This is a genomic window from Crocinitomix catalasitica ATCC 23190 (genome assembly GCF_000621625.1).
Taxonomy (GTDB): Bacteria; Bacteroidota; Bacteroidia; order Flavobacteriales_D; family Crocinitomicaceae; genus Crocinitomix; species Crocinitomix catalasitica.
The window spans coordinates 362967-387008 of sequence record NZ_JHXV01000001.1; the positions used below are offsets into that span (position 1 = coordinate 362967).

Genomic DNA, 24042 nt, shown 5'->3' on the forward strand with positions numbered 1-24042 from the left:
GATTTGATACGTGTCATGGAAGTGTTTCCCGCAGATGTACGCAGATTTTTGGATTTGATACGTGCATGGAAGTGTTTCCCGCTGATGAACGCAGATTTTTCGAGTTGATACGTGCATGGAAGTGTTTCCCGCTGATGAACGTAGGTTTTTCGATTTGATACGTGTCATGGAAGTGTTTCCCGCAGATGTACGCAGATTTTTGGATTTGATACGTGCATGGAAGTGTTTCCCGCTGATGAACGCAGATTTTTCGAGTTGATACGTGCATGGAAGTGTTTCCCGCTGATGAACGTAGGTTTTTCGATTTGATACGTGTCATGGAAGTGTTTCCCGCAGATGTACGCAGATTTTTGGATTTGATACGTGCATGGAAGTGTTTCCCGCTGATGAACGCAGATTTTTCGAGTTGATACGTGCATGGAAGTGTTTCCCGCTGATGAACGTAGGTTTTTCGATTTGATACGTGTCATGGAAGTGTTTCCCGCAGATGTACGCAGATTTTTCGATTTGATACGTGTCATGGAAGTGTTTCCCGCTGATGTACGTAGATTTTTCTATTTGATGCGCGTCATGGAAGTGTTTCCCGCTGATGTACGCAGATTTTTCGAGTTGGTGTGTGTCATGAAAGTGTTTCCCGCAGATGTACGCAGATTTTTCGAGTTGACATGTGTCAAGGAAGTGTTTCCCGCTGATGAACGCAGATTTTTCGATTTGATACGTGTCATGGAAGTGTTTCCCACTGATGAACGCAGATTTTTCGATTTGATACGTGTCATGGAAGTGTTTCGCGCAGATGTACGCAGATTTTTCGATTTGATACGTGTCATGGAGGTGTTTCCCGCTGATGAACGCAGGTTTTTCGAGTTGACATGTGAATAGTATTTATCAATCACAGTTTTTTGATTTTTTTTGCTTTGTCCAACGAAGCTTCAGTGTAGGTTAGACCTCGTCCGACGTAGCTTTATGCGTAGTCGGAACTAACCTCAAACATCCTAAGACAATCATTACATAAACAATTGTCATATTTTTCTTTGATTTCAGCCAATATTTCTGGTGTTAATTTTACTTGCGAACAATGGCAAGCCTTTATATCATTGACGTTACAATTGAACGGTGATTGGCATTTGCTACATTTTTTTATCATCAGTAAATATCTTGTTCTCCAATAAAATCTGGTGTAAAATTAACCAAATAAAGTTGTTCGCTCGATCGGGTGATGGCAGTATAAAGCCAACGCATATAAGTAACGTCCCACATGTCCTGTACAAAATATCCTTGATCGACAAATACGGCAGACCATTGTCCACCTTGGGCTTTATGGCAAGTTACTGCATACCCAAACTTCACTTGAATGGCTTGAAAATAGGGGTTCTGCATTACTTTTCTGTTCCTGCTTCTCTGGTTGCGTTCTAATGGGTACTCTTCTGCCGCAATACGGTAGAACAGGGTGCTCAATTGTTCACGCGAAAGGGAAGGGCCTTCATTTCGAATGGAATCGATATTAATTTTAAGTTCCACATCCTTCATGTCAGGATAGTCAATCAACCTTACTACAACATCTGCAAATTCTGCTCCGAATATATTTTCTCTATTCTGAATCCTCAGAATTTCCATTAATTCACCATTGGCAATAAACCCCGCTTCTGATTTGGCATCCAACCAATGATAATTATTTCTAGTCGCCATTAAAACATCACCAGCGTTCAGGTCATCTTCTTGCCAAAGTATGCGCCTTCTTATTTGTTCGTTAAAACTATTGGCTCTTTTATTCGATCGGGTAACAACGATAACTTCGTCTTGCCCATATTTATTGATCGCCGATTCTAATTCGTCCTGTAATTCAACACCTGATACAATGCGTGCATCATCTTTATTGAATTTTAATAAAGGCGGCTCTTCTTCAAAATCTCTTAACTGACCTGCAATATTCAAAATCCCAGATTCTTCTGCCTGCCTCACAATTTCATTCAACATTTGTTCATGAATCGTTAATCCATATGTGGCGAGGAGATAATCTGGACTTAAGGCAGGGCTTTCTTGCATACCAATAGGTGGCAATTGACCAGTGTCGCCAACGAATACAATTTTACAATTTACCCCGCTATAAACGTATTCGATTAAATCGTCTAAAAGATTCCGCGGTGTAAATTTACTGCTGCGTTCCATACCTGCATCGGTTGAAATCATGGAAGCTTCATCAATTATAAATAGGGTATTGGTATGTTTATTCTGTCCGAGGGCAAATGAATCGTCCCCAAAACTATCGTCTTTAAAATAAATCTTTCGGTGAATGGTGTGAGCGATGGTACGACTATAATTCGAAATTACTTTGGCAGCTCGACCGGTAGGTGCTAATAAAACTGTTTTTAAACGAATCATTGGAAGGGTTTTTACAAGACTTGCTATAAGACTTGTTTTACCGGTACCAGCATACCCTTTTAATACAAATAAATCGAGTTCATTTTTATTCCAAATGAAGTCAGTAATTTTTTCAATTGCGATAACTTGATCGCTTGTGGGGGCAAAACCTAAATTTGTAATAAAATCTTGGCGGAAACTCGATTTTAAGGGCTGGTTTTTCAATACGTGTTAATTTAATGTTATTTCGTTGAGTTAAATATGTAAAAAATATATTGACTGAATAATAAACGTGCAAAAAAAATTGTAGTTTTGTCCGTATTGATGTATAATGCTAACTAAAATTTAAAAATGAGTTTTTTCGATAAATTGGATACAGTAAAATATTGGGCAAATCGCTTTTTATGGCCTACGTTATTTTTAATAATTGGCGTGGTACTTTTACGCATGGGCTTGGTGCCAAATATAGAGACTTTAAATAACGGTGAGACTATAGAAGTTAAACAAAATAGTCAATTCCTTTATGCAAGTTTGTTTTTCATTTTTGCCAGTGTTGTATGGTTTCTGTTTTTATTCAACATTTTTCGTACAGCATTAAGTTATGTTATAATGGCAGTTTTAGCTGCTGTTAGTATTGGTGTTTTATACTGGGATTATAAAATCATTCAAGATAAATTAGTTTATGATGCGGCTTATGATGCGCGCGACGTTGAAATTCGTACAAGAATGTATGATATTAAAAACGCAGAGTTGGCTTATCGTGAAATGCACGGAAAGTATACCGCTAATGTTGATTCATTGATTGATTTCATTAAGAATGGCGAGAAAATGAAAATTTTAAAAGTTGGCGCTATTCCTGGAAGAGCAATTTATCCAGAAGAAAGAACAATGCTTTACGGACCTAAAGATAATAGACCTTTGGATAATTTAATGACGGAAGTTGAAGCAGCAAGATTAGCTAAAATGCCTCAGTTTTTTCCTGATTTAAAAGGATTTAAAAGAGATACAAGTTATATTCCTGTAATGGATGCTTTATTCAAAGATGAAAGATATATTGAGAACAGAAATAAATTAGGAGCAACTTTAGAATTCCATCCTGATTCTTTAAAATATGTTCCATTTACAAAAGATTTGGCTAGAATTGATACATCATCGATTGAAAGAGATGAATTGAAAATTCAAACGATTCGAATTCAAATGACACACCCAATGCAAAGTAAAACAACTGGTGATACAAGTAGATTTGTATATACTATTGGTGCGTTGGATGAGAATCACTTACGTGAAAATTGGAAGTAAAAAGCGTTGACTGAAATATGGGATTTAATACCAATGATGCTTACAACCATGCTTTGTGTATGGACCTGTCAGAGGAGAAGTTTAGGTATGCAATCTATCATCTTCCAACCAAACGAATTGTAGAAAAGCAAGATTTTAATTTAAAAGAATACAGCAGAGAAGAGGTGGTGAAACATATGGATTCACCACTCTTTAAAGCTAGCTTTACGCACTTCATTTTATCAGCTGGGTCTAATAGAAATACCCTTATTCCTGTTGATATGTTCCCTTATTCGACGCCTAAAGATATTTTTAAGTTAAACTTTAGTGAACCACACGAAAATTTAGATTATAATCGAATTCCAGAATTGGGTATTGTTAATATCTATGAATTGCCTTTGTGGATCAAATCTCAATTCGTTATAAAAATACCACGTGTAAAAATTATCCACCGATCAACTGTGCTATTAAAAGGAATCTTTGATCAGGATACATTCTACCCTAAAATTCATTTGTGGATAGAGAAGAATCAGTTTTATCTAATGATGACTGATCAATCAAAATTAACCTACTTTAATCGATTTGATTATTTAGAAATAGCCGATTTAATTTATCATATTCTTTTTATGTTAGAACAAAAAGAAATTGATCAAACAAAAATTGAAATGAATGTCTATGGCGTAAGTCAAGATTGGCTCGAAGAAAATAAATTACGTCAATTTTTTAAATTTAAATTAAATCTGTCTGATCAAAATGAAAATGGTTTAGACTTTATTCTGGGGAAACAATTTCTATGCGTATAATTAGCGGAGCATTAAAAGGTAAAAGATTTTTTCCACCGAAAAAATTCCCGTCTCGGCCAACAACCGATTTGGCAAAAGAGAGTCTTTTTAATATTCTTGATAATCGCGTCTATTTTGAAAAGCTGGAGGTTTTAGACCTCTTTGCTGGAACAGGGAATGTAAGTCTCGAATTCCTATCAAGAGGGGTGGGTAAGTTAATCAGTATTGATAGCCATTTTGTATCGAATAGATTTCAAGAGAAACTAAAACGCGAATTGGATCTGAAGAATTGGCTGATTTATAAGCAAGATGCAATTAAATACCTCGAAAATGCAACGGGGCAATTTGATATCATTTTTGCTGATCCTCCATTCGATTTTAAAGACACCAATAACTTGCCTGCGCTTATTTTTGATAAAAACCTATTGGTTGACGACGGAATTTTGGTCGTAGAACATGGGCAAGAAACAAATATGAGTCATTGTGTCAATTATAAATTGACGCGAAATTATGGCGGTGTATATTTCAGTTTTTTTGAAAAGGATTAATTCTCTTTTGAATTTCATTTTTTCAGAGCATCAATTGTTTTATCTTAGCAACGAATAAGAATTTAATTCGCGCTTAACTATGAAAAGAATTGCCATTTTTCCTGGTTCATTTGATCCCTTCACAAAAGGTCATGAAAATATCGTTCAAAGGGCTATCCCCTTATTTGACGAAATTGTAATCGGTCTAGGTGTAAACAATAAGAAACAGTATATGTTTGATACGGAGAGCCGAATTAAACACATTCAATCCTTATTTCCCAACCAAAACGTGGTAGTTGAAGCTTATACAGGCTTAACTGTCGATTTTTGCAAAGAAAAAAAGGCAGGGTATTTGCTCAGAGGGTTAAGGAATACGAATGATTTTGAATTCGAGAAAGCAATCGGTCAAATGAATAAAGACCTGAATGGTATCGAAACGGTATTCCTAATTACGGATAAAGAATTTGGAGCGGTTAGTTCTACAATCATCCGAGAAATAAAAATAAATGGTGGTGACGTTAGTCAATTCGTAACCAACTTAAACTTTTTGATTATTAATAAATGAGATCAATATTAAATATTTTCTTCCTACTTTTTATTACAAGTCCTGTGTTCTCGCAAGGAACAACATTAAAAGGTTTTGCACCCGATTTTGTAGGGCAAATAGTGAATTTATACGCTTATCAAGACTTTATTACCCATTCCAAAATTAAAATAGGAGAGGGGCAAGTAAATGCAAAGGACAGTACTTTTGAAATTAAATTGGCCAATAAATCAACCTTGAAAGGTGTGATTGAAATTGAAAATACAGAAGCTGATTTATACCTGAGTGAAAATTCGAATTATACCATCTACTTTCCTAAATCGAAACAGCCAATTTCATACAATAACAATAAAACACAATTGTATTTTAACGACCTGGATACGTTGGATATTAATTATTTAGTGATGCAATACCACGATTGGTTTGATAGTTATATTGCTTATAATGAAATTGCAATTTCTCGTGGTCAATGGGGTGCTTATTTAGATACTTTTAAGACGTATGCAGAAGAGGCTTATGAGGAGATTGATAATATTTATTTCCTGACTTATGTGCGTTACGATATTGCTGAAATGGAACAAAGTATTCCGCAGAATAGAAGTGGTAAAGGTAAACTGAAAACCTATTTGAATTATATCGAACCGTTCCCTGTTTACTTTGAGAATGATAGGTATATGAAATATATATTAGGGTTTTATGATAAAGACTTTATTGATTATTCACCTGAAACAAGAAAAAAAATATTCGAAGGTATCAATGCAAGCAGTCCAAAGCAATTAATGGCAGCTTTACAAAACGACCTCTTTTTAGCGCGCCCTGAAATTAGAGAAATGATCATGTTGGATAAACTAGGCAAGACTTTCTATACTGATCCTGTTTATAAAGACAATATTCTTAGAATTCTAGATTCTGTGATCACGTATCCAACCTTTAAAATAAATTCAGCTATCGCTAATAATGTGCGGAATTATGTAACGAGTTTAGAAAATGGGTTCCCTGCGCCGGCTATTAATTTACAGTCAGATGAAGAGCAAATTACATGGGCAAAATACAAAGGGCAATATGTCTATTTTAATTTCTTTGCTACATGGAATGATCAAGCCAAAGCAGAAATGGAAGTGATGGAAAAATTATACAGAAAATACGGCGCTGATATTTCGTTTTTGTCTGTTTGTGTCGATGAGAAAGTGTCAGATTTTAAGCAATTTAAAAAAGAGAATCCAACATACGACTGGGATATCGTTCATATAGGTGATCAAAAACATTTATTAGAAGATTATAATGTAAAAGGAATTCCAAGTTATGTAATGGTTGATCAGGAAGGGTTTATTCATTCTGCTCCGGCATTGTCACCGTCTCCAAGTGGAGGAGAATATATGTCCATTAACCAAACGATGTTTTATATCCAAAAAGCCTTACATCCTACTGTGAAGATAAATGTAGGTGGGAAAGAGTAAAAGAGGAGACATGAGCCGCAATGGAATTAATATTAGGGGATTCGTTTTATTTTAAAAGATCAAATGAAAAGGGTTTGGAATTGTTGCTATGTCTAAGGAATGGTAATGGTATCTATTTTGACTCGAACGATGTTGATTTTAAAACGAGCGAGCAAATCAATGTGCTATTATCGTTTTCTTTTAAAAAGATTCGAATCGACGAAATCGTCGAGAGTCAGGTCTTAAGATTTTTTAAAATTGAAGGTGTCGGTTTTTATTTTATGCTTTCTGACCAAACTGTTTTGAGGATATATGATGAGCCGGCAGATGTTTATGAAAATGATTTTATGCAACATTTTGATGTCTTGTCTAAAAACAATATGGAATCCGAATATGTCGAAATGATGGATGATATCCATTCGTTAGGGATAGAATATTTTGTTTGATCTACGAGTAGATAGAGGATTCGTATAACCTAGTGCTCTAGCTGAACAACATAATTTAAGGAGTTTTTCTTAACGTAAGTCCCAAATGGCATTTTTTTTCCCCGCACCTTCGATATTCCATCGCGAAGGGTGATCAACTGAACCAGTATTATGAATTCTAAATATTAATGCTCAACGACTTACCAATATTAAGTTGAAAAACTTATATTTGAGCAACACAACCCGAATACCTAACTTTAATGCTGCCTTATTGGCTAACAAATATTTACAAGCGTTTACAAACGGATAAGTTAATATTAACTTTATTTAGTTGTTAGAATTAATTAGAATGATGAAATTATCACTTTGTTTAATCTTTATAACATTTTCCTTATTAGTAGCTTCCCAAGAATATCTTGTAAAAGCATCAATCAAAGAGCAGGTTGAAGATTTTAAAGTATTTAAGACAACATTGATAGAATGTCATTCAGGAATTTATGATTATAACGACTCGACTTCTTTATACACTGGTTTAAATTCACTGGAAGCAAAAATAAATTCTCGACCAATGACACGCATAGAGCTCGTGGCAAGTTATTCAAAATTTGTTTCTTCATTAAAGTGCATTCATACTTGGGTTTATCAAGAAAATGTGGCTATAAAATTTTTAGATGCTAAGTACGAATTACCATTCCATTTATACTTTGTAAACAATACATTATTTTCTAAAGAAGATTATAGATCCGATAAAAACGAAATTGATAAAAACGATCAAATTGTAGCCATTAATGGTGAATTGATTAGTGATTTAAAAGACTCCCTTTATCAATTTATCTCCTCTGATGGGAACAATACATCTCGTAAAGATCAAGTATTGAAACATAATTTTCTGTATTATTATTTCCTATTCAAACAAAGGGAAACTAATTTTTTACTGCAATATATTCACAAGGGAGACACTTTAAAAGGTGTATTCAATTCACGCTATTCACAAAATAAAAATAAAAATCGGAAAAAATATAATTCAATGTGCTATTCAATTGATACCTTAACAAGTCATGCAGTATTAGTACTTCCCATTCCATTGTTGGCAAACAAAAAGTACGAAAAAAGGTTGGAATCTTTTATGGAAGAAATCAAATCTCGTAAAATTAAAAACTTGGTATTGGATCTTCGAAATAATGGTGGTGGAAAATCTCAACAATTTCTTGCAGGGTTTTTTATCAGTTCAAAAATAGCATATGGGCAAAAGAATTATTCATCAATTCATACAGCAACATACAAAAAGTACTTCCTTCACAAAATGAATCCTCAATTTCTAGTATCAAATTTAATGGGACGTTATACTTCTGGAAAGGTTAGCAATAGTTATATTACTCCTCAAGAACAGTATCGCGGGAAACTTTTTATTTTGATAAATGGGAATACTGGCTCAGCAGCATCTAATTTTGCCGCAATTCTCAAAGAATGGGGGAATGCCACAATTGTAGGAGAGGAATCTGGTGGTGGTTATAATTCGTATAATACTGGAGGTGGAACGCTTCAGTTGCCAAATTCAAAAATCAGAATAACCATAAGGAGTATTAAAAGCTATAATAACATACCTCAAAAATTCAGTTCAAGTGGAGTTACCCCACACTACAAAATAAAAGAATCTAGCACATTTGATTGCACCATTGACCCTCAATTAAATTTTATAGTGAATGAACTAATTCTAACAAAACCTAAACTGCATTAAAAAACGCAGTTTATACAAGACGCAGCAATAATAGTAAATAATGACAACTGATTTTTTGCAACAAACAAAATCTTGAATGATCCATTGATAGAAAAGTTAATTTAATAGCAACATTGAGTAATTATATGATACGTTTAAAGATTTTTACTGCATTCTTTCTCACAATTAATTTATTGTATGGGCAAACCTATGATACTATTTCCCAAAAGCAACTGCTAGCAGAACAAATGGTAGAGGACTTGGATATTCTTGTCAATTCATTGGCTGATGCACACCCAACCCTATATCAATATATTAGTAAAGAAAATCTGCACAAAAAAGAACTAGAAATTAGAGCGGAAATAAATAGTACTAAAACAGTAATGATGTTTTATAGATACGTTGCCGAGTATGTTAAAGAAATAAGATGTGGCCATACTGTTGCAATGCAATCAGCTGATTACTATCAGTTCCATAAAGAAAACCCATTATTTATTCCTCTAGACGTTTATCTACAGGAAGGCAAATTATACGTTAAACATATCCACCAAAAAGCCATCAACATTCCTAATGGTTCAGAAATTTTAGAAATTGATAACCGGACTGCTGGCCAGATACTGAAAGATATGAATTCTATTGTATCCCGAGATGGTTTTAGTTCTAATTTCAGAGATGTAAATATTGAAGGAGGATTTTCGTCCCAATACTTATTTTTATATGGACAAAAAGAATACCATACAATTGTGATTAAAAACAACAATACCCGGAGAGTTGTAATATTGAAATCTGGCAAACCTGATAAATTGAAAAAAACTATACAAAAAGACACAAGCTTGTATACTTTACAAATGTCAGTTCCCGGTATAAATTATCATACATTTGGTTCAAATAGCCTTCCTTTTATTGATTTAAATTCGTTTGAAAGAAATGGCTATAAAAAATTTTACAAAAAAGTCTTCGCGGATCTAGAAGAAAGTGAAGCAGAAAATTTAGTAATTGACCTGAGAGGAAATGGAGGTGGGTATTTTTTACATGTAGCCGAACTTCTTAAATATATAGCAAGGGAAGATTTTACAATTGATAAATATAGAAATAGAAAATTCTCGAGAAAAAACAAGTACTTAAAATTTCATTTGCCTACTAAAGCATTAGTGAAAATTGCATTTGATTTTTTTCCCGATTCAGATAGAAGTGATCCTCGGCGTAATTATCAATTCAAATTCAAAATCAAAAGGAAAAATCATTTTAAGGGTAAGATATATGTTTTAACTGATGGGTACTCCTTTTCAGCGAGTGCTAATTTAGCTTCAAAAATTAAGCATCATTGTAATGCAACCTTTATAGGCACAGAAACCGGGGGGAATGAAGAAGGATGTAACGGAACTCTTTTTGGTAATCTAACGCTACCCAATTCAAAAATACGTATAACTGTACCGATATTTCATGTAGACAATAAAGTCAAACTTGACAAAAATGGGCGTGGTGTAATTCCAGATATTCAAGTTGATTATTCTGTCGAAGAAAGATTGAATGGAATTGATAAAGAAATGCAAGAATTAGAAAAATTAATCATGTCACATTAGCTGTTTCATTAGTTAAAAGTTATTTATCAGAGATAAGGTATTTAAGAAAATAAGTAAATGAACCCAAAAGCACACCTGCAAATAATAATTATTAATGTTCTATACATTTTGGTGCTTGGACTTAATTGTCTCAACTTAATTGATGGGTTAAGCTTTTTTGACGGGAGAATTGTAGTGACATTTTTATATTGCTTTACGACACTTCATTTCTTGACCGTTACCGTTTTTATTTATAAATTTATTACTTCCCGAAAAAGGATTCTGTTCTTTATTCTTAGTTCGATTCTGGTAGTTACAATAGGTCAAATACTAGAAATATTAAGAATGTTTGAACTTTTTAAACTTAATCAGATCTGGGACAATTCCTCACCAAATATGATTTTTTCAGGAACGTTATTATATGCTATAATCATACTCCTAATTAAGAGAAAGAACTTTATTTTAATTAAAATTTACGCGCTGTCTATAATAACAGTATTTATAATAATTGCAATCAGTGTCATTGTTTATCATAATAGATTGAATGGAATTACCATGCTGTTTTTGTCAATTCCTCCAGTAATTTTCCTTTCTGAACTAATTAAAAATCAGAAAAAAATGTTGAAGACCGCAGAACAAACAAACTAACGAGAAACAAGAAGATGAAAGGAACTTTTGCAATACTAATTTTATCATTGACGCTTTTTGCTTGTGATGGACAACAAAAGTCAAGCGTGACAAATTTTGAAAGTGGTTTTTCTCTTATTCAAGACACAATCTCTATAAGCGTAAATGGCAGAATGACTCACGCATTAGCGTATAACGACAAATATTATGTGCTTTTTGAACAGCAATTAATGAAATACGGTGGCTATGAAAAAAGATGGCTTTATATTTTTTCAAACAATCAATTAGAAAAAGTGATTGACTGTCCCGAAGAAATGAAAACAGTCTACTTGGATTTTTATGTGCAAAACGATAGCATTATTTTAAAGCCGTATATTGACAAGCAGAGCTATTATTTTGACAATACAAATTTTAAGTGGAACAAGATTGATAAGACAGAGGACTTAATATTCGAAGATTCGGATTTTTATGTCTACTCTTTAGATTTTGGCGAATGGGGTGGAAAAACTTGGTTTAAAGAAAAGAAAACAGGTAGTCAGTATGTTTTAGAATCCACAACACCATTGATTAATAAAATTGATGACACCTATTATTTGACTAATGCTTATCAAGTTCTCAAAATTGAAAACCCAAAAGAACTTACAAAATGCGATAGTGATGTGACTTATGAAAACATACAAAAAACAGGTAAGTGTTATTCTTGGTACAGCCAATCAAAAGGCTATGAAGTGATTTATGAAGATGAGCATGTAGACTATTTTGATTTTTCAAATCACCCTAGGGTTGTCAGCTCTTATACTTTTAATAATGAACTTCTACATATTTATGAAACAGACACAGCTTCGTATCTATCACGGATAGTAAACAATAAAATACAACCATTTGAAAAGGTACTTGATGATATAAAATTTTTTAATTGGCATTTCTCTTATCGTTGTAAAAACATAAATGGCACTAATGAATTGCTCAAATTCAATACAACGAATGACCAAATTTATGGTTTGACAATTATTAAGGGTAATATAATTTATGTAACTTATTTAGTTAATGACGTTGAATTAAAACCAAAAATATTAGGAGAACAAAGGTCAAACGAAATTTTTGAAAATAGACTTAAATCAATCCTTGCTGATTTTTCAAAACTGACCCTGACGAAGGTGGAATCTAAAGAAAAGAAATGGAAAACTTTTGACATTACCCCAAATCAAAAAATTGGAATTGGAGACAGTTGGAATACTAAAAAGTACAATATTGACATTAACAAATCTTATCTTGTTGTAGAGGATACGATTATTTCAAACGTAATTATGTATTACGCTACTAAAAAGACTGACTTGGTTAGAGCGGTAACGATTAATTGGGAAAAAACACAGCATTCAAGAATAGTATTTGAAAATAATAAGTCAGCAAGTGAAATTTTTTTGACAAGATTTAATGACCTGATATTAATTCTAACGAGTGAGCTAGGTGAACCGAATTTGATACATAAAGAAAAGAAAAATCAATCATTTGTTTGGACAATACAAAACGGCTTAAATATTGAACTTAAACTTTCAAGTCTGGATAATTATAATAACATAAGAATGGTGATGTATGAGAGGTAATAAAAACGAACACTCAACAATAGGTGAAATTTACAGAGAAGCTATTCGCCATCAACCTACAGCAAACCTACTGCTCACAAAGTAAATGCCTAATTTCACCCAATCGCTATCAGAGAGGACAATTAATATGAGAAAAACACTTCAACTATTACTATTGATATCAGCAGTTAATTTTAGTTTAGCTCAAGAAATAAATCATAATTATTCATTCTTAATAGACGCGTCAAAAAGTGCAGCTTGCAATATCTGTTTGGTTGAAGATATGAAAAGCGAAGCTCAATATAATTTGTTAGTGAAGAGAGCTTCTGGCGAAAGTTATAAATTAGAACAGTTAATTTTTGATTCCTTAGTTAAGCAAAAGTCTGAAATAGAAGAAGTTTATAAAACAGAACTGGGTGCTGATTCAGTGCTATTTAATGTTGAGAAATACGCGAAAATTCAGTGTCTTGCTAATTATTCATTCCCTTCCTTAAAAGAGTCTGAAATGACCGCGCTATTAGTAAAGTTTGATGCTTATTATTGGCCACTTGAAATTCCCCAACCGTATTATTCAAAATTTGATATTGAAGATTCCGAAAAAGATGAAAGTGGAAAGTATGTCTATCTGTATAGAGGGCATAAAACGCTAATGACCAAAGACGAGCTTGAAAATCAATATAATAAGGTTGATACTAGCTATAATAGTCTAAATAATTACAAGAATGCTATGGCTGACAAATTTTATATGGATTACACTGGAAAAGTGTTTTCTGAAATTGATAGAACAGAACAATTAATGTTTTTAGAATATAAGAATAGAACACTCTTTGGATTGTATAAAATGGATTTCGAGCAGTTTGATAAGCAAAAAGAGGCAATCAAAAGAGATGATGTACAATTACAATTATTGAAAAAGAGATATTTAGATATAATAGAACTAAAAGAATAAATAAAATAGAATTCACTGCTAGCCCAGGTCAACGTTAAGCTTTAACCAAATTTTCGGTTAACGAAGAAAATGTCTATTTTAACCGTCAAGGCACATAAGCGAACAAATGAGAATACAATTTCTGTCCATATTAACCATTGTTTTTTTGTTCAATACTTGCGCTCATCCAGTGAAAAAATATCATCAGGGTTTATCAACAGTTTGGCAAAATGAAAAGCTTAATTGGAACGCAACTTCCTTACTTTTATTGAATGGATATTTATATGGTAGCTCACTAGATAAAACTATTTTCAGAGCAGACTTTTTAACAGGTGAAATTGACTGGAAAAGTAAGTCATTAACTAATTATTCAAATCAAAAACCATTGATTGTAAACAATCAGATCTTTATTGGAGGATCGGATGTGTTGAATGCATATAACCTCTCTGGAGAACTGATTTGGTCCCATCAAACGAATAAAAAAGTTGGGCATTCCATTATTCATTTTGATTCTTTAGTTTTTGGGTCACTTACCAATAAAGGCTTAATGGCTTTTAATATCAACGACGGAAGTCTAATGTGGAGCCTTGAGCCAGATTATCAGATGTTATCCTCAAATGCCCCATCAATTCAAGACAGTTTAATAGCAATTTCTAATTTTGACTATTCATTAGCCGAACATTTTAGTAATACCAAATTAATTAACGCTAAGAGTGGTAAATCTATTTGGAGTCGCAGAGATAGTAGTTCGGGCGGTGAAGCCTTGTTCTATCAAAATAAGCTTTTAATCTGCTATGATTCGGCATATGTAGACGGGGCGGTTTTAGCGATAGATCTAGAAAGTGGAGCTACATTATGGGAGGTGAGTTCTAATCCAGAAATATATTTGAAGCCTGCTCTTATTTGGCATTCACTATTGATAGCTTCTTATGAAAGAGGACTAGATTGTTTAGATCCGAATAATGGAGAATTGAAATGGACCTTAGCCAATAAGAAATACGCTCCAGCTACTGAATTCATAGCGTTTAATGGTTTGACATATTTTGGAACGCAAGGACGGCAATTAATTGGGGTAGATTCTTTAGGTAAAATTCAATTTGAATCGGATTTTGAATATGGAATTGGCACACCCGTATTATTTGAAAATGGTCTTTATATTACCGATGGTAATGACGCCTTATTCAAATTGGAAGAATACTGAAACATTTAGGAGGAATGAATGAGGATACATTGGCAGTAAATATTCATGACTGCTGAAAAGTCTGCCAATTTTTATAAATTTAAAAAACGGTCAGGCAGTTCATGATAAAAATGAATTACTCCATACAAGCCACAATGAAACGATACTTAATATAATGCAGATCAATCAGCAATTTAACGGAATTATAATTGGGGGAGTATTTACTCTTGCTAGTTTGATGCTGGCTTTAACTTTTATTGTTCCTGTTGTGTCAGTGCTTCCGGGTATGTTTCTTGAAGTGATTATGGCTGAAATTGTTGACAATGATCCTTATTCTAATGTTGGAAAAGCAACGCTGGGTGCCTTACTATTTATATTGATATTATCGTTTGTTCTAATTTTTGTGCAGTCACAAAAGGTTGTGTTCAAAAATAGAACAATCATCGGAATTATGTTTTTTGAATATTTTATAATTCATGCCATTGGATTTTATATTTACTGGGCAACTTCGCTAGATTTTAGAAGTGATGGACAGTTAATTTTCGGCGCGGTTAAAAGTTATCCATTTAGCAGCTTTGGGTTTTTAGGCTTAGGAATTCTCATTGATCTAATAAAGTCAAAAACTTTAGGGGTAAAAGATGATCTAAATACTATCGATTAGGAAGAGTTTGATTGAATTAAATCCTTTCTGATATCTCGAGAATGAGAGGCGTCTATAAACATGTTGTGTAAGACACACTACTTCGATATTCCATCGCGAAGGGTGATCAACTGAACCAGTATTACGATTTCTAAATATTAATCCTCAACGACTTATCAATATTAAGTTGAAAAACTTATATTTGAGCAACACAACCCGAATACCTAACTTTAATGCTGCCTTAGTGGCTAAGAAATATTTATAAGCGTTTACAAACGGATAAGTTAATATTAACTTTATTTAGTTGATACCTGCAATTAAAAAACGACAGAAAATGAAACTGACAGAAGATAAATTTCCAATTTTGAGTTGTGTAGAAAACAATATTCTATCGGACAGACTTCACGAGTTCTTGGACAGACAAGTTCCCGACAGAAAAGAACAAAAGGAAATGCTAAGCAGTTTTCCGTTTTTTGTAAATAAGAGACTTCAGATAAACTACATTTCAAAGTCTATACACGAAAAACTAATTGACACTTCAAATTTTATAAAGGCAAAAGACCTTTTAAAAGATTCACCTGCTACGGTTGCATTATTACTGCTTCCAGAAACAATTTATCCTGACTTTACGAATGTCCCTGACTATGTGGGTGTTGACCCAAATGATTATCCGATTAACGCAATTCTGTTTAGTTGGTTAAATATGGATGACCACGACAAAATATCCAACGCATACACTTTAAATGACTTAAAGAAACGTATTAGTGAAGGCGAAACACCACTACAAGGAGCAAATTGGAAAAATTTGATTGAACAGTTAGAAAATGGAGAAGGAGAATGGGGCAATGATATTGACCGTGAATTACTTATAATGCCAATTTACGATGATGGAACAACTCAAGCAACTAAACAATATGAACTTCAAAGTAATGATGAAATCTATGGTTGGGAATACAGCGAACAAGAAGGCAGAAGTTGGTATGGCAAAATTCACGATTATGTAATGTCATTTATTTTGTTCTACAACTATACTGAAACGGAAACCAAAATCATTCACGGAATAGATAGTGGCGAACAAAGGCGTGTTAAACTTAATGGAGAAAAGTTTATTAATAGTTCAAAAAATGACATTGAAATAATCGACAGTTCTTACTTTACAAAAATTATTCGGACGGGCGAATTTGGAGTAAGCGGACACTTTAGAGTTCAAAGACACGGAATTGAAAATAACGAAGCCAAAATAATATTCATTGATGGATATAAGAAGAGCGGATATACTAGAAATGCAAAAATTGAAAAGAAATAAAAGCAGGTAACGATGTATATAAAAAAAAAATAGGCGAAATAGCATTAAATTCAAGGCTTTAGGCTCGTTTCAAACTTTGTGTTTAACCGAAAGTTTAGTGCTCCGAAATCATTTACGTTTCTTATACTCACAACCGTAAGCGCCTCTATTATTTATGATGAACTTCACGAAATATAGCTTTACCCGTACGGATAATAAATAACTTGCTATCCATTTTATATCTTGAACGATTGAATTATTTCGAATAGCTAAATTTATATATGCGTTTAGTTCACTTGTTATTTTTCTTAACTTTTATCAGTTGTACTTTTGAGCAAAAAAACTATGAAAAGGAATCCGTTCAGAGCAATCAAATAGCACAAACTAAGGATGAGGATGTAGTTTTTGAGGAGGATTCGTTAGCTACAGCTGTTTATCATCCTATAGAGATACAATGTGACTCCATTTATAATGGGGAAAATATTACTGTTCAACTTTGGACGCCTGAGCCAAATTATGAATATGATAGACCGAATTCAGCGTTTATATTCATGAAAAACGATGAAGTTATTTATCGAGACTCAGTATTTAGTTTTGTTCAACAAATTGAATTTGTAGATTATAATAGAGATGGTGTACAAGATATATTAATTCAAGAATATTCAGATGCACGCAGTAATTGGACTTACAACTTATATTTGGTTGGCAAGGATTATATGCCGGAGCACATTATTGAATTCTCAAAAATTAAAAATCCCAATCTAAATTCAACAGGAGATACGATTAAAAGTTATGTTATTTCAGGCGAAATATACAGTGCGCAATATTTGCTCGACGATTCAAATAATATAATTCAAATCGGTGAGTCAGTAATTATTGAAGAGCAGAATTAGGTCATTAAATGATAAGAATTTTAATAATCTTAATACTATTTGTTTTTGTTGCTTGTGTTGACAAGGGGCAAACAGATATGGAAGTGAAGGCGAATGAAAAAATTGAAATTAAAAGCGAAAAGGCGGATATAGAAGATATTGATGAAAGACTTCAAAAACATTTTGATTTATATAGATTAACGCCATCAATTGAAATCAATAATACAGTAGAAAATTATACAGAATTTCAAATTGGAATACACAATTTCGAATGGATTGATACGGATGAAGAAACTAAAATCAAAATAAATAATGACCTTTTCACGCTAAAAGATAAGACTACATTAAACATTGTAAGCGATCGAAAAGACAGTGTTGACTTTGCTAATTATTGGGATGAGATAAAACTCTACAAACATAATGATAAAGAATATATTGGAATAAAGATGCTGTTTTCTCCTTGTGTTGGTTTAGGATGCAGCGTGGCGTACTTTTTAATTTATGACATATCGACAAAATCAAAAAACTTCTTCGGGACGTTTAAAACGGGTCAAAACCTGGATCTTTATGATTTTTTAAATGACGATAAAATTGATTATGTATCTAAGACATTTAACGGATATTCTTATGACTCAACGCCAAATGAAATTATTTACGAACGCTATTCAATTGATGTTAATGGCCAATTTAAAAAGCAAGAAGATGAAAGCGGTTTGACGAATCCGTATACTTCGACGGCGCCCAGCACAATTAGTACCCATAGGTAAAACGATAACTTTCTTATTGATTTAGGGAGTACCCTCTTTCTTCGTGCCCTTTGTGACAACCTTTGTGCCCTCCGTGGTTAATAAAACCAATTTCATATTCCTAATAAACAATGATTGATGCGTTCGGTAAAGTTCTGTATGCGTCAAATCTATTACCCTCCACACCAAAATAAAGAGACGAATATTAAAATATCGTATTGTGGAATCTCTAAACGCTCACCGCTAATTTTGATTCGTAATATGACTTCCTTTCATAACCAATTCTTGAAAAATTAATGTAAATTTGTAGAAGAGCATAAATTTAAATTCGCTACATAATCAAAAGCGAAAGGATCTAAAACCTCTTATTTTAAACCTCAATTAACTAAAAAAAAGATTATTATGAATTATTTTAAAACCGCAGCGATTATCCTATTAAGTTCAATCGTTTCATTATATGCATGTAACGAAGATACGACGGAAGATACTGATGCAACAGAACAAACTGATGCGAAGTCTTCTGAAGTTTCAGATGCACCAACTGCACCAACATCACCAGCAATTGCTCCAGCAGCGAATACTACAATGCCAAATACAATGCCTGCTGAGCCTGCTCAAAATGCAGCTGGTGTATGGCATTATACATGTGCGAATGGTTGTGCTGGCGGAGCTGGTTCTGCTGAAGGTTGTGCAACTTGTGGAAATGTATTGGTACATAATGCTGCTTATCACCCAGCACCAGGAACACCTGCACCAGGATCTCAAGCACCTGGAATTACTGCACCTGGTCAAAACACACCAGAACCTGCACAAAATGCAATAGGTGTTTGGCATTATACATGTTCTAATGGTTGTGCTGGCGGAGCTGGAGCAGCAACTCCTTGTTCTACTTGTGGAAATACATTAGCGCATAACGCTATTTACCACCAATAGTAAAATTCAATTGTCTTAAACTGTAATTCGTCAAGAAGAATCGATATTTTTATTTGTAGATGAGTTGCTTAGGATAATTAATTACCTTGAATTAACAACACATTAAATTTTGCTTTTCATTAAGCAATTTTTCCCCAAAAAATAATACAGCCTATTATAGCTGCCGTTAGACTCAACGTCCAAACGGCAGCTGCGGCTAAGTCCTTAATTATCTTTATTTGAGGATCAATATTCGGTTCAACTTTATTGCAAAGCTTTTCAATCGCGGAATTGAATATTTCGGCAGCGAATACAAGTCCGATACAAAGGACTAGAATCAACCATTCCATTCGAGTTACTTCCAAAATAAATCCTAGTATAACCACAAGAATAGCTGCAGTTATATGGAGCCAACTTTTAGGATCGTCCTTAAAAAAAGAACGCAATCCCTGATTTGCAAATTTTATGCTGCTCGCTATTTTACGGATTGATATTTTTGACATTAACGCTTCAGTTTTAAAACATTTAATAGGGAAGGTGTTATGATCAGTCCAATTAAACCACCTGAAATAGTCGTTGCAATGATGTCACCTGCATTTTCTACACCGCGTAAAACTAAAACAAGAAATGTAATTAAGCAAACTAAAAACCAATAGGTGAAAATTTTACTGTCTATTTTTAGTGAGATTGACCGATCCTTAGGCCAGAATAATACACCTGCAATTACAAGCGCTCCTAGTAATGATGAGCCCATTTGTGCTAAGTCTGTATTGGTAAATACATAACCCAGAATATTCGTTTTTCCTTGCAAGAAAGGAATATATTCCACAAAAAGACCATTGGAATGTGTAAAAGCATCCCAAAATACATGAGATACAATGCCAATCATAGCCGAATATCCAATCATAAACCAGTGTTTTTTGAAATGTTGAATCCAGTTGAAATCTGAAAATTCAGCATATTTCTCTCGAATGATTTTTGGAGAATGAGCGATTAAACCGCGTCGAACAAAAGCATGGAAAATAAAACACAAGGCAATGGTCATTGGTAAGTCGAAATAGAACAAGCCTAATAGCGAATGCCCATGTTCTTGGTACATCCGCATATGAATAAAATATTCGAAATCAGGAGACATGCTACCCAAAATCATAGCGGTTGCAGATAATCTTGTTGATTTAAGTTTACTTAATGGTAGAATTATAGCTGGGTGACTGAATGTAAAAGGCATAATTTTGAGTTTATGGATGCGTATTTAATGGTTCGGGTAGTTGAAATTGATGCGCTTCTCGAAGGGTGTTGAGGTTCATTCGAATGGACTGCAAGAGCTCTACATCTTTTAAGTTTGGATTCGATTTTCCCAATAAAAAATCTTGCCTTAATTGAGGGATATAATCAGGAACAAAAAGCACAGAGGTGAAGAGGTAAATTATTGCCAAAGGATTATAGTTCCGATTCCCCAATAGAAACGAATGTAAACGCAATTCGTCTTTTACATGCATTGAATAACCTAAGAATACATGTTTTAGATCGTGACGGAGGAGTTTTTCTTGAAAATCTAGCCCTTGTTGTTCAATGGTACTAGAGAGTAAAGCACCCATGCTGTTTTTTGGCATCGTTTTAAGGTCAGATGCTTGATAATGATGCGGTCTCTTTTTGAGCAATAAGGCATTCATCCTGGTGCAAATATCTGAGAAATGATAAACGATTTTCCACCTTAAATTGAGTTGTGTTGACATGGGATCATTTTTTAGTTGAACGATAATGTTGCATGTAATTTTCTTCTCTAATCACCTGCGATTTCCAAGAACGGTTATCTGCCCGATTTTTCATACGGAAATAGGCAACTTCGTATGGCAATTCAATATTTACGAATATGTATTCAGGGATATTTTCAGTTTCGTTTTGATAATCAATAAGGCTAGGGTAGGCATCCGTTCCAAAACTGATCAAATACGCAATGTCTAATTTATCGTAGGGAATATGTTTGAGGTTATAGCGGGTGATAAATGACGACCAATTAAAAAGTCCAATAAGAGAGAATAAGAAGAAATAATTTAGAATTCCAGCTCTTAGTAAAAACCATAGGGAGTGTTTTTTGAAAATTTTGTAAATCGTTATGCCTAATCCAATAATCGCCATTCCAAGGTAGATATAGACTCCGATTCGTTTAAAAGTCAGTCCAAACTCTGCGATATAAGCATAGTTCTTTACCATTGTGGTGAAACACATGGCAATATTTAGAAGCAACCAGATGAAGCCAAGAATTTTAATGAGTGGTTTGTCGAGATAATTTAGCTGACCTCTGAATAGGATAGTGACAATAATAAATACTAGAATAATTGAAGTGATGAGGTTATTGATACCACTATGAACAAAGGCTGATAATTCTTGCGGTTTTGTTGCATCAAGTAAATCGGTGCTAATTGTTTTAAGATCGATGAGAACATAGGCTGTAAGTAAGACTATAAGCGTAATTAAAATACTTTTCGCCAATCGAATTTCATTGTCCTTACCAAGATACTTGAAAAGTGAATCCGTTGTATTATTGGGGATGTTATCGGGCAGATCTGCTTCGACATCATCAAACGTTGAAGATTTAGTAAAATAATACGTCCCGTAAAAAAAGATGAAGATAAAAAAGTAGAATCCAAAGAATCCCCATGATATCCAATTTAGATTGAGGAACGCTGTCCATTCTTTAAAATTGGCATCTGCTGCCTGGTAGAGTTTTAAAAAAAGCAATCCAATTATTATCGGTGCTGCAAACAACAGTACGCGAAGGACAACGTTCTGTTGTTGTTTCTCCTTTTTCTGACCGACCCATTTTATAATGACTTCAATGATGCGGTTAAAGGCGAGGATAAAACTGACTAATGTTTGTAGAACTTTGGTGATGAACGATGTTGAAATTCCATTTGCTGTTGCAGAAAGGAAAAGATAAGAAAATACAAATAACGTTGTATTCAGCATGTTTTTATTGAGGTATACGGCGAGACCGTTTATGATAATTAAACCAATAGCGATCCACCATACTTTGTTCCGAAGTAATTCCTTTTTGCGAATGGTAAAGAGTAAGGGGGTAAGGATGGACAATACTAAAATATTAAGTCCCCATACTTCTTGATAAAAAAGGAAAGTGACAAGGAAGGTGTAGATGAGATATAAAATTTGGTTCTTTTTCATTTTTATATATTTAAAAGTGCTTTGTATTTCAAAGTTTATAATTAAAAAAAATATTAAATAGAATTCAACAGTTTTTCAAGGGCATTTATATGTTGTTGAAAGGCCGCTTTTCCAAGTGGAGTAATGCGATAGCTCGTATTCGTTTTTTTTCCAATAAAGCCTTTCCTCACAGTGATATATTCTAGTTTTTCTAATCCATTAATATGACTGGCAAGGTTGCCGTCAGTTAAGTTCAATTGCGTTTTGAGGGATTTATAGTCCATCCAGTCATTGACCATTAATATGGACATGATTCCAAGTCGTACGCGACTTTCAAAAGCCTTATTTAATTGATCAATTTTACCCAAAATTCTTTTATTTACGATCGTATTTAAAATACATTATCGCTCCGTATAATATATGTAATACACCGAATCCCACAGCCCAAAAATAGATTCCATAATAGAGGAAAAAAGCTGCAGCAACACCTAGTGCCATTTCACACAAAGCTAAATATTTTATGTCAACATGTACATATTTAGAGCAGTTTAACAATGCCAAACCATAGAATATCAAAGTCGCAGGAGCAACCAATCCATAAAAACCATGGTAGAATAAAGCAAGTACAAATGCGCCACCGAAGAACAATGGAACGCCAAGGCTAATGATTAATCGTATCGATAGTTTGGAGACCAATTGTTTGTTTTCTTTTTTTGCTTTAAGCCAAGTGAAAAGGAATCCTGTTCCGATAGCAACCAATAAAACTGTTCCTGCGATTAATAATAACTGCTTTGATAATTCCTGACTCGCAATACTGGTCTTACCTAGAATTTCGTAGGTAATATAATTATTACTGAAGTGTTTAATTTCAAGATGAGCAAAATAAGCTCCAACCAAAGCTGTTATTCCAGCAAAAACGCCTGAAAGTCCACTTAGTGAAAGGAATTTAGTTGATTCCTCCATCATTCGGCGAATTTCTCTGAGGTCTTCTTGTGTTTTGTGTTGATTCATACAAAAGTGCTTTGAAAGTCAAAGTTAAATTATTTTTTGAATTCTACAAGAGGAATTAGGAAAAATTAACTTTTGAATAAAAAAGAAAAGACAAAAGAAGGAAAGATCCGCCTACGTTTCTCAGCCGTTAAAGCTTTATGCGAGCACGGCACGACTTTGTTGAACAAAGCACAGCAACGCTAGCTGAGTACACTGTGGTGCGCTGTACGATAGCTAAGTGAGAATAAAGCTGCAATGGTCTCGATAATTGTCGGGACGAAGAGTGTAAAGCGGCAAAGAATTACATTCTAAAAGTCTAAAGATTGAATATTAGTGACTAAATACTCAATTATAATATCCGTGTACATCTGTGAAATCTGTTCGAAGGAATGGTTATTGGTTATGCGTTTTTTTGTGATTGAATTTAGAAAAGGTAGCATTCGCAGAATTATCCTCTCAATAACTTTAATTCGAAGCGGTTTTAATCA

At 33.7% G+C, this 24042-nt stretch carries 24 protein-coding genes; 16 read left to right on the forward strand and 8 right to left on the reverse strand.

All coding sequences use genetic code 11. The features are described from left to right. Positions 1 to 961: 961 nt before the first annotated feature. Complete coding sequence (locus T367_RS25575) at positions 962 to 1144, reverse strand: cysteine-rich CWC family protein (protein WP_072032145.1); 183 nt, start codon at positions 1142 to 1144, stop codon at positions 962 to 964. After that, complete coding sequence (locus tag T367_RS0101850; RefSeq protein ID WP_035842040.1) at positions 1144 to 2583, reverse strand: ATP-dependent DNA helicase; 1440 nt, start codon at positions 2581 to 2583, stop codon at positions 1144 to 1146. The genes T367_RS25575 and T367_RS0101850 overlap by 1 nt, the downstream gene beginning before the upstream one ends. A gap of 126 nt (positions 2584 to 2709) precedes the next feature. Here T367_RS0101850 and T367_RS23550 point away from each other — a divergent pair, with 126 nt between their 5' ends. From T367_RS23550 to T367_RS0101935, 16 genes are all read left to right on the forward strand, one after another. After that, positions 2710 to 3657 (forward strand): hypothetical protein, encoded by a 948-nt coding sequence (locus tag T367_RS23550; protein ID WP_027418323.1) that lies wholly within the window; start codon positions 2710 to 2712, stop codon positions 3655 to 3657. A gap of 17 nt (positions 3658 to 3674) precedes the next feature. Beyond that, a complete protein-coding gene (locus T367_RS0101860; protein ID WP_027418324.1) occupies positions 3675 to 4439 on the forward strand; it encodes a DUF3822 family protein in 765 nt (254 codons plus the stop codon). Continuing rightward, entirely contained in the window at positions 4430 to 4966 is a 537-nt protein-coding gene (locus T367_RS0101865; RefSeq protein ID WP_027418325.1) for an RsmD family RNA methyltransferase, read from the forward strand. Before T367_RS0101860 ends, T367_RS0101865 begins: the two co-directional genes overlap by 10 nt. 79 nt (positions 4967 to 5045) lie before the next feature. Further along, the gene (gene coaD, locus T367_RS0101870) at positions 5046 to 5510 is read left to right on the forward strand and encodes a pantetheine-phosphate adenylyltransferase (RefSeq protein WP_027418326.1); all 465 of its coding nucleotides are present in this window, start codon (positions 5046 to 5048) and stop codon (positions 5508 to 5510) included. Then, entirely contained in the window at positions 5507 to 6946 is a 1440-nt protein-coding gene (locus tag T367_RS0101875) for a TlpA family protein disulfide reductase (protein WP_027418327.1), read from the forward strand. Before coaD ends, T367_RS0101875 begins: the two co-directional genes overlap by 4 nt. Before the next feature lie 20 nt (positions 6947 to 6966). Then, positions 6967 to 7371, forward strand: coding sequence for a hypothetical protein (locus tag T367_RS0101880; protein ID WP_027418328.1), 405 nt, complete (start codon positions 6967 to 6969; stop codon positions 7369 to 7371). 328 nt (positions 7372 to 7699) lie between these two features. Next, entirely contained in the window at positions 7700 to 9088 is a 1389-nt protein-coding gene (locus T367_RS0101885) for a S41 family peptidase (protein ID WP_027418329.1), read from the forward strand. A gap of 125 nt (positions 9089 to 9213) precedes the next feature. Continuing rightward, a complete protein-coding gene (locus T367_RS0101890; protein ID WP_027418330.1) occupies positions 9214 to 10650 on the forward strand; it encodes a S41 family peptidase in 1437 nt (478 codons plus the stop codon). 641 nt (positions 10651 to 11291) lie between these two features. Then, a complete protein-coding gene (locus tag T367_RS0101900; protein WP_157454088.1) occupies positions 11292 to 12860 on the forward strand; it encodes a hypothetical protein in 1569 nt (522 codons plus the stop codon). Between the two features lie 127 nt (positions 12861 to 12987). Further along, positions 12988 to 13788: a hypothetical protein gene (locus T367_RS0101905; protein ID WP_027418333.1), complete on the forward strand. Its 801-nt coding sequence runs from the start codon at positions 12988 to 12990 to the stop codon at positions 13786 to 13788. Between the two features lie 106 nt (positions 13789 to 13894). Beyond that, entirely contained in the window at positions 13895 to 14968 is a 1074-nt protein-coding gene (locus tag T367_RS0101910) for an outer membrane protein assembly factor BamB family protein (RefSeq protein WP_084274270.1), read from the forward strand. Positions 14969 to 15122: 154 nt separating this feature from the next. Continuing rightward, positions 15123 to 15608: a hypothetical protein gene (locus T367_RS0101915; RefSeq protein ID WP_157454089.1), complete on the forward strand. Its 486-nt coding sequence runs from the start codon at positions 15123 to 15125 to the stop codon at positions 15606 to 15608. Positions 15609 to 15921: 313 nt separating this feature from the next. After that, on the forward strand, positions 15922 to 16893 hold the full coding sequence (locus tag T367_RS0101920; protein WP_027418336.1) for a hypothetical protein: 972 nt from the start codon (positions 15922 to 15924) through the stop codon (positions 16891 to 16893). A gap of 260 nt (positions 16894 to 17153) precedes the next feature. Then, positions 17154 to 17765 (forward strand): XAC2610-related protein, encoded by a 612-nt coding sequence (locus T367_RS0101925; RefSeq protein ID WP_027418337.1) that lies wholly within the window; start codon positions 17154 to 17156, stop codon positions 17763 to 17765. Positions 17766 to 17773: 8 nt separating this feature from the next. Beyond that, complete coding sequence (locus T367_RS0101930; protein WP_027418338.1) at positions 17774 to 18511, forward strand: hypothetical protein; 738 nt, start codon at positions 17774 to 17776, stop codon at positions 18509 to 18511. Positions 18512 to 18892: 381 nt separating this feature from the next. Beyond that, positions 18893 to 19423 (forward strand): hypothetical protein, encoded by a 531-nt coding sequence (locus T367_RS0101935; protein WP_027418339.1) that lies wholly within the window; start codon positions 18893 to 18895, stop codon positions 19421 to 19423. A 119-nt stretch (positions 19424 to 19542) separates the two neighbouring features. Here T367_RS0101935 and T367_RS0101940 read toward each other — a convergent pair whose 3' ends face one another. The 6 genes from T367_RS0101940 to T367_RS0101965 are packed head-to-tail and all read right to left on the reverse strand — an operon-like array spanning position 19543 to position 23575. Continuing rightward, positions 19543 to 19905, reverse strand: a complete 363-nt coding sequence (locus T367_RS0101940) for a diacylglycerol kinase family protein (protein WP_027418340.1) — start codon at positions 19903 to 19905, stop codon at positions 19543 to 19545. Further along, positions 19905 to 20630: a DUF4184 family protein gene (locus T367_RS0101945; RefSeq protein ID WP_027418341.1), complete on the reverse strand. Its 726-nt coding sequence runs from the start codon at positions 20628 to 20630 to the stop codon at positions 19905 to 19907. The genes T367_RS0101940 and T367_RS0101945 overlap by 1 nt, the downstream gene beginning before the upstream one ends. A gap of 10 nt (positions 20631 to 20640) precedes the next feature. Then, positions 20641 to 21138, reverse strand: coding sequence for a hypothetical protein (locus tag T367_RS0101950; RefSeq protein WP_157454090.1), 498 nt, complete (start codon positions 21136 to 21138; stop codon positions 20641 to 20643). Positions 21139 to 21142: 4 nt separating this feature from the next. Next, a complete protein-coding gene (locus T367_RS0101955) occupies positions 21143 to 22585 on the reverse strand; it encodes a DUF4153 domain-containing protein (protein ID WP_027418343.1) in 1443 nt (480 codons plus the stop codon). A 53-nt stretch (positions 22586 to 22638) separates the two neighbouring features. Continuing rightward, positions 22639 to 22932 (reverse strand): winged helix-turn-helix domain-containing protein, encoded by a 294-nt coding sequence (locus T367_RS0101960; RefSeq protein WP_027418344.1) that lies wholly within the window; start codon positions 22930 to 22932, stop codon positions 22639 to 22641. 7 nt (positions 22933 to 22939) lie between these two features. Continuing rightward, positions 22940 to 23575 carry a membrane protein gene (locus tag T367_RS0101965; protein WP_027418345.1) on the reverse strand — a complete coding sequence of 212 codons (636 nt, stop codon included), beginning with the start codon at positions 23573 to 23575 and terminating at the stop codon, positions 22940 to 22942. Between the last annotated feature and the right edge of the window lie 467 nt (positions 23576 to 24042).